Raw genomic sequence first — 12,110 nt, forward strand, 5'->3', positions numbered from 1 at the left:
TTATAATAGATACTAGCTTATTCTTTTATGAAAGGAACCATCATGACTCGCATTCATATTAACGCATCCACACCATATGACGTTGTCATCGAGGAAGGCGCTTTACAACGCATCACCGATTATATTAAACCATTAAAACCAAATTGTCGTGTTATCATCGTCAGTGATAGTAATGTAGCGCCCCACTATTTGGACTCTGTGAAAGCTAATATGGAACATGCAGGTTATGTTGTTTGTGATTATGTGTTTCCTGCTGGTGAAAGCTCCAAAAATGCTCATCAACTCATCGATTTAGTAGAATACATGGCGGGCCAATCATTGACTCGCAAAGACTTGCTCATCGCCCTTGGGGGCGGTGTTGTAGGCGATATGGCGGGCTTTGCAGCAGCAACCTATTTACGTGGTATCGACTATGTTCAGGTTCCTACATCTCTATTAGCCGCAGTAGACTCCTCTGTAGGTGGTAAAACAGCGGTCAATCTCGAAGCTGGGAAAAACCTCTGGGGTGCTTTCAAACAACCTATCCTCGTCCTCTGCGATCCAGCTACACTCAATACATTGCCTGATATGGAATGGATTAATGGGTGCGGCGAAATTATCAAATACGGCTTCCTCGACGTACCTGGTTTATTAACCCAACTAGAACATAAACCATTAATTAAACATCACGATAGTGTTAGTACTGTCATCGCTCGTTGCGTTCAAGCAAAAGCGGATATCGTGGAACAAGACGAACGCGAGTCTGGCGTTCGTGCCCTCTTAAACCTCGGTCATACCTTTGGTCACGGCATCGAAAAAGCAAGTCATTTCGAGGTACATCACGGTTATGCCGTTGCTATTGGTATGGTGCTCATGGCACAAGGTGCTGTCAAACATGGAGAATTAGATGTAGAGTCGTTAGACAAATTAAAGGCCCTCATCAAAGCACACGATTTGCCAACCACAACAACGATAAGCAAAGAAGAAATTCTAGCTGCCGCTAAGCACGACAAAAAAAGCGAAGGAGCAACCATTAAAATCGTAGTACCTACTAGCTATGGTCACAGCGAGCTCAAAGTAGTAACGCACGATGAACTTGCAACCTATTTAGACTGAGATATAAAGGAGATTTATATGCATTCCGTAACGAACGCCATCCCTACAGGGACTATCGCGTCCATTCCTGCAAAAGCTCATGCGCACCGTACACTGATTTGCGCAGCTCTCGCAAACTCGCCATCTACCATACTACTGAGCCGCACCTCTAAAGACATCGATGCAACTATGGACTCCTTGCGAGGCTTAGGCGCACAAGTTGTATATGAAAACAAAGTTGTCACTGTTACACCAGGTCCTGTGCCAACAAAGGGCAATGTAGTTCCCCATGAATCCGGTACCACATTGCGCCTCTTATTACCAGTAGCAGCGTCCATTTGTAATGAGGTAGACGTGGATGCGAAAGGGCGTTTACCAGATCGTCCTTTAGAGCCCATGCTCGGTGAAATGAAAGCTCACGGCGTAACATTCTCCCAAGATAAACCACCATTCACTATGACAGGTCGTCTACAAGGCGGTGAGTTCGGTATGGTTGGAGATGTGAGTAGCCAGTTCTTCTCTGGATTATTATTAGCAGCGCCACAATGTGGAGGTGCTACAATCACATCTACTACACCACTTCAATCTAGCGACTATGTAACATTGACGACTACAACAATGGCAAACTTCGGCGTAACAGTCGACCATACTCCCGCCTCTGACACAGTCCAAGAGTCCTTTGCAGTAGCGGCTAATACTACTTTTAAAGGTCAAAGTAATTACCAAATCGAAGGCGATTGGTCCAATACGGCTATTTGGATGGTAGCAGCGGGCATGACAGGTAAACCAATTACCATTACGGGTATGAACAAAAATTCTGTGCAAGCGGATCGTCGCATCATGCAGATTATGATTGATACCGGTTGTGATGTAGTATGGGATGGCATGAACGTAACCGTTATGGGTCGTGCAGTAAAACCAATCCATGCCGACCTCGAACAAATGCCCGATATGTTGCCAGTTATGGCAGCCCTCGCTTGCTCTATCCATGGTGAAAGCTCCTTTGTTAAGGGTGCACGCCTACGCTTGAAAGAATCCGATCGCCTCGAAGCCGTTGCTAATCTGGTCAGAGATTTAGGCGGTACGGTTCGTGAAGATGGTGATGACCTATATATCATCGGTAGTGGTATACTAAAAGGAGGACAAGGTGATTGTGTTAACGACCATCGCCTTGTTATGGCAGGTACATTGATGGCACTCATCAGTGAAAATCCTGTAACATTAAAAGATAGCGAAGCTATCACAAAATCCTATCCAGACTTCTTTGAGGACTGGAACTTACTAGGAGGTAATGCTAATGGCATCTAATTTCGGTAAAACCATACAAGTATCTACCTTTGGCGCGTCTCATGGGTATGCCATCGGTGGTATCGTGGAAGGTCTCCCTTGTGGACATACCATCGACATCGATGAGCTACAAACCTTCTTAAAGCGCCGTGCGCCAGGTCAAAACCAATTACAGACGCAACGTAAAGAAGCCGATATACCTGAATTCTTAGCAGGTATGGTAGATGGCATGCTCAGTGGATCTCCATTGGCATTTATGATTCGCAATACCTCTCAGCACTCTAGCGATTACAATAATTTGCGCGACATACCTCGTCCATCGCACGCAGACTTTACGGCTCGCATGCGCTACGGTGACAAGGTAGATATGCGAGGTGGCGGCCACTTCTCAGCGCGTCTAACAGCACCTCTTTGCGTGGCTGGTGGCATCGCCCTTCAACTACTACGTGAAAAAGGTATCGAAATTCACGGTCATTTAAAACAAGTTGGTACAATCCAAGATGCCCCTATCGATATGGTTCATCCAGATATGAAAGCACTTTCTGAAATCGCTACAGAACCTATCGCTATGGTCGATGCAGACAAACGTTCTGAAGTAGAAAACTTAGTCATGAAACTCAAAAAGGACGGTGACTCCACAGGCGGTATCGTTGAGGTTGTGGCTACGGGATTACCAATCGGTCTTGGCAATCCAAACTTTGACGGCATCGAGAACCGATTAGCTCGTGTTATCTTTGGCGTACCTGCCATCAAAGGTGTGTCCTTTGGAGGTGGCTTCGACATGTGTTCTCGCCTTGGCTCCGAGGTGAACGATGCTTTCACCATGGACGGCGATACAATCACAACAACTACCAATAATAGCGGTGGCATTCAAGGCGGTATCACCAACGGCTTACCCCTCATTATGCAAGTGGGCATTAAGCCTACTCCGTCCATTTATAAGGAACAACATTCTGTGTCGCTTTCACAAAAAGAGGACATATTACTCACCATCAAAGGTCGTCACGACCCATGTGTAGCACTTCGTGCAGTACCTGTTATCGAAGCCGTCACGGCCCTCGTCATTCTTGATTTCTTAGGAGATATTGACCATGAACTTAGATGAAGTACGCGTTAAGATTAACGATATAAACGACCAAATGCTCGCCCTCTTCAAAGAACGTATGGAACTCTCTAAGGACGTAGCGGCTGCAAAAAAGGAAATGAATAAGGCCATTTACGATGCCAAACGAGAGCGCGACATCCTCGACAAGGTAACAAAAGATGCAGGTCCAGACCTCGATCTATATGCACGCCGTTTTTTTGAGGCATTATTTAGCTTAAGTCGTACCTACCAATCCGAACAACTATTCCAAGACAATGAATTTACTTTAAAAATGAAAAAAGCCATTGAGCAATCCCCTACCTTGCCACCTCAACGGGGCAGTGTAGCTTGCGCCGGCGTATTTGGCAGCAATGCTCAAATGGCGTGTGATAAATTATTACCTCTCAGCCAAATCCATTATGTAACAGGTTTCCGTTCCGTATTCGATGCCGTAGAATCCGGCGAATGTCAATTCGGTGTATTGCCTATCGAAAACAGCTCCAATGGGTCCGTAAAAGAAGTATATGACCTCTTAGAAGAGCGCAAATGCTATATAGTCCGCGGCACGCGCCTTTGGATATCTCATGACTTGCTCGTGAAAAAAGGCACAAAACTAGAAGATATTCATACCATAATTTCCCACCCTCAAGCGTTGGGCCAATGTAGTCACTTCCTAGATAAGTTAGAAGGCGTAGAATTACGCTCCTATGACAATACGGCTCGAGCTGCGCAGCTCGTAGCGGCTAGTGATGACCCTGGAGTAGCGGCTATCGCAGCACCTCAATGTGCAGACCTATATAATTTGTCTCCATTATTGAGAAATATCCAAAACAGCGATAACAACTATACGCGCTTTATCTGCATTAGTAAGGATTTCCACGTATATCCAGGGGCCAATAAAATCTCAGTAGTAACGACTGCAAGCCATGCTCCAGGCGGGCTTGGTACATTGCTCACCAAGTTTGCTAATATCGGTGTGAACCTTACAAAACTCGAGTCCCGTCCGATCGTAGGACATAACTTTGAGTTCTTGTTCTACCTCGATTTAGAAGCATCCTTGGCAGATCCAAAAGTACTTTCCGTATTGGCAGAGCTCCACGCATCGCAAGATAAATTCCGCTTGCTCGGTAATTATCCTGAAAATTGATATTTTCCTCTATGGTAGTGCTTATTAATGGCATATATAGTACAATGGATATAGTTTTAAAACTCCAATGGCTAATAGGTGACAGCCTATTAGCCATTTTGTGTATATTGACCTAGGAGGTCCTATGAAATTTGGTTTACTTGGCCGTACGTTGGGCCATAGCTTTTCCCCACGCATCCACAATGCTTTGGGAAATACTAATTATGAATTATTTGAACGAGAACCGAGCCAACTGCAAGAGTTCTTTGCAGACCCAGAATTACAAGGTACTAATATTACCTTTCCTTACAAGGTTAACGCCCTTGAAGCTTGCGATGTAGTAGACCCTCGCGCAGAACGCATTGGCTGTGTAAACACGATGGTCCGCAAAGACGGCAAATGGCACGGTTACAATACAGATTACGATGGTTTCGTATTTACTCTAGAACACGCTGGTATAAATGTATCCGGTAAAGAATGTATTATCCTTGGCGATGGTGCCTCCTCTGCTACGGTTCACGTAGCTCTTGAAGACCTAGGTGCTAAGAGCATCACGCATCTATCTCGTAAAACAGCTCCGCTCTATACTGATGCACCTAATTACTACGAAACAGCGCAAATTATTATTAACTGCACGCCTATCGGTATGTATCCGCATAATCCGGCTAGCCTAATAGATATTATGCAATTTTCCAAATTAGAAGGCGTTGTGGATCTCATCTACAATCCGCGCCGTACAGTTTTGCTTTTACAAGCAGAAATGATGAATATTCCGTACTGTGATGGTCTACCTTTCCTCGTAGCACAAGGTGTTGAGGCGGCTAATCATTTTCAAGGTGAAAGCTTTGGTACGAAAGAGATAGAACAAATCTTGCGAGATGTGCGCCGTGAAAAGGAAAATATTATCCTCATCGGTATGCCTGGTGTTGGAAAAACAACAGTAGGCAGAGCAATCGGTAAAGAGATGGGCCGTACTTGGTTTGATGTGGATCACGAGCTAGAAAAAGAAATTGGCAATGTTTCTACCTATATTACAGAACAAGGGGAGGCTGCGTTCCGTGAAAAAGAGGCAGAAATGATTGCAAAACTAGGCACTCAAACTGGCCTTGTCATCTCCACTGGTGGCGGCTGTGTAACAGTACCTAAAAACTATGCACACCTACGCCAAAATGGGCGTATTTACCAATTAACACAACCTGTAGAAAAACTATCTACTTCAGGTCGTGTTCTATCTAGTGGCGGTATAGAACGTTTACGTGAACTTGAGGAAACTCGCACCCCAATGTATGAAAGCTTTGCACAATGCATCGTGGAACATAATCGCAATGCACCAGAAACAGTGGTGGCTATTCTCGAAGACTTTGAAGCAAACTTATTGTAAGAGTTTATATAACGGTATTTATAAGATTGTTTCCTCTATATAAGTAAGGGCTTCTACATCTTTAGAAGTAAGAGCATTTACATCTGTATTTCTATATAAAGTCATTAATAAAAACATATATATTTTTTATATTCGCCCTTCAAAAATGAATATACTACAAGAAATACAAAACATATAAAAAAGTCGGCTTTCGCCGACTTTTTTAATGTACTTTTACGCGTTTATGTTGTTGTTCATCAAATACGCCATCTACGTCGATGGTATCTAGAATTCGTTTTAAAGCATGTACATCAATTTGCCCTGGTGCTGATGTTTTACCAGCAGAAGCAAAGGTCATGGCATTTCCAAATAGAGCACCTGCAGTGCGTGTAACAGCACCTAGTTCTCCCATTGCCATCGTAATTATTGGATCCGAAGGATACAAAGCCTTTACTTCGGCTGTTGCTTCAAGGAGCGTCAATACATCACCAGTTGTGTGAGGCATAACGGCAATCTTTGGCACATCCGCTAAGAACTCTTTCATTTGAATGAGTCGATTTACAATGACTTCACGACTCGGCGTACCATGGAAATCATGGTTACTCATGATAATAGTAATTCCATGAACCTTAGCAAACTCTATCGTTTTAAGCATTCTATCTTGATCAAAGAATAACTCAATATCGATAGCATCCACCAATCCGGTAGGAATCAAACGTTCTAGCATTGTAAAGTAATCTTGTGTGGAAATCGTTCTTTCCCCACCTTCACCTTTTGTACGCCATGTAAAGAGCAACCCACGACCTTTCAGTTGTGGCTTAATGAGCATTAATAATTCAATGATAGCGTCAATGGAGTGGGCCCGCTCATAATAGTCAATGCGTAGCTCCACGACATGACACGGTGTATTACATGCTACTGCGGTGGCATCTAGAATTTCTTTCATTGTTGTGCCCACAATAGGCACACATATTTTTGTACACTTTTCGCCGAGTACAGTATGACCGATACGGACCATAATAACTCCTTTCTGTCCCACACGGTGAGACTAATGACTTACCTTAAACTAACTATATACCAATATTTTTGTAAAAGCAATCAATCCACCCATATTGGATTGCTATTCACTAAAAGTGCATGAAAGCCTGTTATTATGCACTAAAACAGTATTCTTAGATTAACGATTAATGTCATTTTTTGTTATATCATGTCGCACGGATAGTTTCCGTGATTGGAATCCCATATAGAGTAATAACAAACCTGTAATACTAAATACATAGGATATCCCAATGTAGGTAGATACAATACTTGCGAACACAGGCCCTACCATAGAACCAAATTGTTGAGCTGTCGTCGTCATACCAAACATGCGACCTCTAAAGCTTGGATCCGTATTGAGAGTTACGGCTGCACTCAAAGATGGGTTGATGCCCACAATACAAGAACCAATTAGCACTTGTAGTACACCAAACCACCAAATACCTACTGGTAAACTTTGAAGTAAGAGAACAACACCACTACCAAGCATACAGTAGGAAATGGTTCTAAAGTAGCCACGGTGCTCACCAAGGCGCACCCATAAGTTAGTCGTTAAAGAACCAGCTAAACCACCGATACTAAGAATTGTACCCGAAATGATAGCAGCCCCTTCCATAGTGCCTTGCATATCACCTACATAAAGCGCCAAGATAGGCTGTAGCATCATGATCACACATTGCATAAAGAAGAAAATCCATAAAAGTCTTACTAATACAGGTTGTTCTTGAACTACTTTAAAATCCTCTCGTAAAGATGTAGATTTTACCGGTTTTGAGGACTGTTCATTAGAAGCTATATTTTCTACATTTAGCTTTGGTTCTTTTACAAGGAACAATACTGCCAAAGTAGCAATGAATACGGCTATACCTGAAATATAAAACACAGGGCGCATACCTACAACACTTTCAACGGCACCGCCCAAAAATGGACCGACGACATTACCTAAAATTAGACCTGTTTGGAATATGCCGAGGGCACGGCCTACCTGTTTTTCATCCACACTGAGGGAGACCATGGTCATCGCCGCAGGATAAAAGCCATTAGCAAAACCTACTAAAGCACGGCCCATCAACAATTGGTACTGATCCGTTACCATACCGATGAGAACATAACAAGAGGCAATTGCGAAACCAGCTCGTAGAGCCATCCGTTTCTTGCCCTTGTTATCTGCAATTTTCCCCCAAATTGGCGCCATAATGCCAGCGATTAGGAATGTAATACCAAAGACGAGGCCTGACCAAAGTGCCACATCATCCTTAGGAACACCGAGTTCCAACAGATATATAGGCAAAAAAGGAATTATCATTGTATAACATATGGCTAACACCGTCATACTAGCTGTGATAATCCACACGTTGCGCATGCCACCTCGAGCATCATATACACTTGTACTCATGGTATCCTCCCTTCCGCATAAAATCGTTTAGATAAACTAATATACACATAAATCACTTTTAATTACAGTTCCATTTAAATTACAGTTCTACTTAGATTTCAATCTATGTTACTATTCATAAAATGTTTTTACATTTTAATTTCATATATAAAGAAGAGCCGCATACGAAACGCGACTCTTTCCATAAAAACTAACTTAAAAGATAGCTATACAATGTAGTAATTCGCAAAAATTGCTCATACAAAAACTTTAAAAGCTATCAATTATTCCGTTGGAAATTTGTGATCCATTACATCTTGCAAGGAAACATGTTCCATAACATGTCGGAACTCATCTTGTAAATACTGCCACAATGGAGCTGTCAAGCAGTCATTAAACATAGGACACGGTTCTACATCATCTTCTAAACAAGACACGAGAGCAATGGAGTCCTCTGCGGCATATAAAATTTCATATACATTGTATTCAGCCGGAGATTTCACCAAACGATATCCTCCATATTTACCACGTCCACTTTTAACAAGGCCCGCAGAGGATAAACGAGATACAATCCCCTCTAAATATTTATCGGAAAATCCTTGGCGTTCTGCAATCTCACGAATCGGTACATTTTTTTCTACCCCGTGTTCTGCAATATCCGCCAATATCCGTAAGGCATAACGCCCCTTTGTAGATATTTTCATAAGTTAACCTCTATATCATTCATAATATATTAATAGTATATCACAAATTCATACAAAAAATGGTGGGAAATATGATACACTATACATATATCGAAATATCTTTATTTAGGTATGATTTTAATTTCATATAGGGAGGATTTTATCTAATGTTAGATAAATTATTTCAACTCAGTGAGCGTGGCACAACCGTTAAAACAGAAATTTTAGCAGGTATCACTACGTTTATCACGATGGCGTACATCCTTTTCTTGGCGCCAAACATTCTTAGTCTTGCAGGCATGGATAAGGATGCGGTCCTCATTGCCACAGCCTTAGGTGGAGGTCTTGTGACGATTGCTATGGGTTTATTCGTAAACTACCCAATTGCTCTCGCTCCAGGGGTTGGCCTCTTGGCATTTTACTCCTTTACCGTAGTTCTCGGTATGGGCGTATCTTGGCAAACAGCATTAGGTGCGGTATTCATTTCTGGTCTCGTTTTCCTCGTATTAACATTGACATCAATACGACAAATGATCGTTGAAGGTATCCCAGCCTCCATGAAAATTGCCATTACCGTTGGTATTGGTCTTTTCATTTCTATCATCGGTTTAAAGTTATCCGGCTTGATGGCTATCTCCATAAGTTTGTCTCCAAACTCCTTGGGTCAAGTCGTACAGACACATGGTAATCTAGTTCCTCCAGCATCTGAGGCACTTTTAACGCTCGGTAATTTGCACAGTGGTGAAACATTGTTGGCACTATTTAGCCTCATCTTTACAGCTTTATTGATGGCTCGCAAAATTCAAGGTTCGCTCTTGATCGGCGTTTTAGTAACAACAATCATCTCCTATGCGACAGGCCTTTCCACAATGCCTGAGAACTTCACCGTATTAGCCGTTCCTGATTTCTCCAAAGCAGCATTCTTGCAATTAGATATTCCTGGTGCTCTTCACATGGGCTTAATTACGATTATCTTCTCCTTCACATTTGTAGAATTATTCGACTCTATGGGCACTTTGATTGGTACCGCTACAGAGGCGAAAATCGCAGATCCTAAATCTGGTAAATTCCCCGGTCTTGGTAAAGCCATGACCGTAGATGCTATCGGTGTTAGTGCCGGTGCATTACTCGGTACTTCTACAATTACGGCTTTCGTTGAAAGTGCAGCAGGTGTAGGGGCTGGCGGCCGTACAGGTTTAACAGCTGTCACAACAGGCGTACTTTTCCTAATTTGCTTATTCTTGGCTCCATTGGTATCCTTGGTTCCAAATGCAGCCACATCTCCTGTTCTTATCATCGTAGGTGCCCTCATGTTAGGTGCCATTCGCAACATCGACTTCGATGATTGGACTGAAGGCTTCCCTGCATTCCTCGTTATCGTATTAATGCCGTTCACATACAGCATCGCTAACGGTATCTCTGCAGGTCTTATTGCATACCCTCTACTCAAAATCATTGCAGGCCGTGCAAAAGAAGTTAACTGGATTATGTACGTATTGGCGGTTCTCGTTATTATCCGCTACGTATTCTTCTAATTAACGTATACCCATAATGATGCTATTAGTGAAAGCTACTTTATATTCGATAGCTATAAAATCACTAATACCTAAAAGCAAAATATATGTAAATTACATACACTAAAAGAACCTATCTCCAAAGATATTACTCTAATATCTAGGAAATAGGTTCTTTTTATTATATACTCTTTTACTAAACGCTAACGTCGTATGGCATCACCGAATCGTACTATAGAGTCTTATTAGGGTTTAGTATTAACGAATCGTTTTTACACCGATTAAGTCTGTACGACTTGAATCAATATTTTTTAATGGTACTACATGATCTTTATAAAACTCTGCTTCAGATGCTTTCACAGGCACTTGGAAGAACAAGAAATATGCCATGTTATCTTTGCTCCACGCAACACTGCGTACTAAGCCCTTATCTACATTACCTGTATACTGCACATCACCGGTTGGCGTAGAGTCAATCCACTGTACGTCATGGTATTCCGTTGGAACATATTCTTTAGGCCATACCGTATCCATAGAGTAGCTCATGCGAAAGACCATCGTATGATTTACCCAACGTCCGCTGCGTTCTTGATATTCTTGACCTTCCTTCCAATATACAGTTTCTAATACATCATTATCATAAAAATGTGTAGCATAGTATGTATAGCCAAGAGGCAAGTAACTTGGTACAGATACGTTATAGGACAGCTTACGAGATGCATCAATTACACCGCTAGGTAAGCCGATGGATTTACTCGTAAGTATAGGCCACTCAGAATTCGTATGTGTACGCAGTGGCAAACCAATAGTTTCAAAATGAGGTCTATCTTGTTCACCATTTTGTTTAACACTTTGCGCATCGTTTTCTTCAACATGTTGCTTATCATTGCGTTCACCACGTAATCGAGTATCATCAGCGGCTACGTTAGTAAGATGACCTACAGAGTCTACAATTTTGCTTACAAAGTTTTGGTTTCTTGAAGAGGCAAAGTAGAGCATATATACTTTATTATCTTTTTCCCAATAAGCAATTTGAACAGAGTCGTTGCTAGAGCCTAAAGTATGTACAGGGACTCCATTAGGGGTAGTAAAGCTAACGGCATCATCAGCATCGTATTTTGTCTTTTCCAATATAGGCTTTACCACGGTATCGATAGCCCACCCCATACGATACACAATATCTGTATTAGAGAAGGTTAATTTCTGACCATATTCTCCATTATGGCCCGTTTCCGTATACACGATTTCTAATACGTCATGATCTCTTGACTTTACATCGCGTACTACATAATCTTCAGGCATATAGGACGGAATTTGTAAATTATATCCAAAATAATTAGTAGTTGCCTCAATATTACGCTCTAGGATATCACCATTATCAAGTTGATCATACCACCGATAGCGATTCATTAGTTCTTTATTCTTTTCCACTGTATCAGTGGTAACTGTATGTCCATTTTCATCCACTAAAGGAGATAATGCACTAACTGATTGTACTCCTAAGCTGCCTATCACGGTAGCTAGTATTCCCATGGCTAATAATGATTTTGTTATTTTCAATCTCATAAT

10 protein-coding genes are annotated in these 12,110 nt (G+C 42.0%); 6 read left to right on the forward strand and 4 right to left on the reverse strand.

The window, feature by feature from the left end:
• The first annotated feature begins 42 nt into the window (after window positions 1-42).
• From aroB to PK1910_RS06200, 5 genes are all read left to right on the forward strand, one after another.
• Window positions 43-1,095: a 3-dehydroquinate synthase gene (gene aroB / locus PK1910_RS06180; protein WP_058948133.1), complete on the forward strand. Its 1,053-nt coding sequence runs from the start codon at window positions 43-45 to the stop codon at window positions 1,093-1,095.
• A gap of 18 nt (window positions 1,096-1,113) precedes the next feature.
• A complete protein-coding gene (gene aroA / locus PK1910_RS06185) occupies window positions 1,114-2,382 on the forward strand; it encodes a 3-phosphoshikimate 1-carboxyvinyltransferase (RefSeq protein WP_058948134.1) in 1,269 nt (422 codons plus the stop codon).
• The gene (gene aroC / locus PK1910_RS06190; protein ID WP_038125681.1) at window positions 2,372-3,466 is read left to right on the forward strand and encodes a chorismate synthase; all 1,095 of its coding nucleotides are present in this window, start codon (window positions 2,372-2,374) and stop codon (window positions 3,464-3,466) included. Before aroA ends, aroC begins: the two co-directional genes overlap by 11 nt.
• Window positions 3,453-4,592 (forward strand): bifunctional chorismate mutase/prephenate dehydratase, encoded by a 1,140-nt coding sequence (locus PK1910_RS06195; protein ID WP_004698197.1) that lies wholly within the window; start codon window positions 3,453-3,455, stop codon window positions 4,590-4,592. Before aroC ends, PK1910_RS06195 begins: the two co-directional genes overlap by 14 nt.
• 124 nt (window positions 4,593-4,716) lie before the next feature.
• Window positions 4,717-5,952 carry a shikimate kinase gene (locus PK1910_RS06200; RefSeq protein WP_058948135.1) on the forward strand — a complete coding sequence of 412 codons (1,236 nt, stop codon included), beginning with the start codon at window positions 4,717-4,719 and terminating at the stop codon, window positions 5,950-5,952.
• Window positions 5,953-6,154: 202 nt separating this feature from the next.
• On the opposite strand, the gene aroD is transcribed toward PK1910_RS06200, so the two are convergent.
• The 3 genes from aroD to PK1910_RS06215 form a co-directional block, all read right to left on the reverse strand.
• Window positions 6,155-6,949, reverse strand: a complete 795-nt coding sequence (aroD, locus tag PK1910_RS06205) for a type I 3-dehydroquinate dehydratase (protein WP_004694946.1) — start codon at window positions 6,947-6,949, stop codon at window positions 6,155-6,157.
• Window positions 6,950-7,108: 159 nt separating this feature from the next.
• On the reverse strand, window positions 7,109-8,365 hold the full coding sequence (locus PK1910_RS06210) for an MFS transporter (protein WP_058948136.1): 1,257 nt from the start codon (window positions 8,363-8,365) through the stop codon (window positions 7,109-7,111).
• A gap of 263 nt (window positions 8,366-8,628) precedes the next feature.
• Window positions 8,629-9,048: an RrF2 family transcriptional regulator gene (locus PK1910_RS06215; RefSeq protein WP_004694942.1), complete on the reverse strand. Its 420-nt coding sequence runs from the start codon at window positions 9,046-9,048 to the stop codon at window positions 8,629-8,631.
• A gap of 146 nt (window positions 9,049-9,194) precedes the next feature.
• Between PK1910_RS06215 and PK1910_RS06220 the strand changes: the two genes are divergently transcribed.
• A complete protein-coding gene (locus PK1910_RS06220) occupies window positions 9,195-10,562 on the forward strand; it encodes an NCS2 family permease (RefSeq protein ID WP_004694940.1) in 1,368 nt (455 codons plus the stop codon).
• A gap of 237 nt (window positions 10,563-10,799) precedes the next feature.
• On the opposite strand, the gene PK1910_RS06225 is transcribed toward PK1910_RS06220, so the two are convergent.
• The gene (locus tag PK1910_RS06225; RefSeq protein WP_058948137.1) at window positions 10,800-12,107 is read right to left on the reverse strand and encodes a hypothetical protein; all 1,308 of its coding nucleotides are present in this window, start codon (window positions 12,105-12,107) and stop codon (window positions 10,800-10,802) included.
• Window positions 12,108-12,110: the final 3 nt, after the last annotated feature.

Origin of the sequence: Veillonella parvula (genome assembly GCF_036456085.1) — a bacterium.
GTDB lineage: Bacteria > Bacillota > Negativicutes > Veillonellales > Veillonellaceae > Veillonella > Veillonella parvula_E.

What these genes read in the sequence shown, in the direction of transcription:
- PK1910_RS06220 (WP_004694940.1), top strand. Translation starts at nt 9,195, where the DNA reads ATGTTAGATAAATTATTTCAACTCAGTGAGCGTGGCACAACCGTTAAA.
- PK1910_RS06195 (WP_004698197.1), top strand. Translation starts at nt 3,453, where the DNA reads ATGAACTTAGATGAAGTACGCGTTAAGATTAACGATATAAACGACCAA.
- aroC (WP_038125681.1), top strand. Translation starts at nt 2,372, where the DNA reads ATGGCATCTAATTTCGGTAAAACCATACAAGTATCTACCTTTGGCGCG.
- aroB (WP_058948133.1), top strand. Translation starts at nt 43, where the DNA reads ATGACTCGCATTCATATTAACGCATCCACACCATATGACGTTGTCATC.
- PK1910_RS06215 (WP_004694942.1), bottom strand. Translation starts at nt 9,048, where the DNA reads ATGAAAATATCTACAAAGGGGCGTTATGCCTTACGGATATTGGCGGAT.
- PK1910_RS06225 (WP_058948137.1), bottom strand. Translation starts at nt 12,107, where the DNA reads ATGAGATTGAAAATAACAAAATCATTATTAGCCATGGGAATACTAGCT.
- PK1910_RS06210 (WP_058948136.1), bottom strand. Translation starts at nt 8,365, where the DNA reads ATGAGTACAAGTGTATATGATGCTCGAGGTGGCATGCGCAACGTGTGG.
- PK1910_RS06200 (WP_058948135.1), top strand. Translation starts at nt 4,717, where the DNA reads ATGAAATTTGGTTTACTTGGCCGTACGTTGGGCCATAGCTTTTCCCCA.
- aroA (WP_058948134.1), top strand. Translation starts at nt 1,114, where the DNA reads ATGCATTCCGTAACGAACGCCATCCCTACAGGGACTATCGCGTCCATT.
- aroD (WP_004694946.1), bottom strand. Translation starts at nt 6,949, where the DNA reads ATGGTCCGTATCGGTCATACTGTACTCGGCGAAAAGTGTACAAAAATA.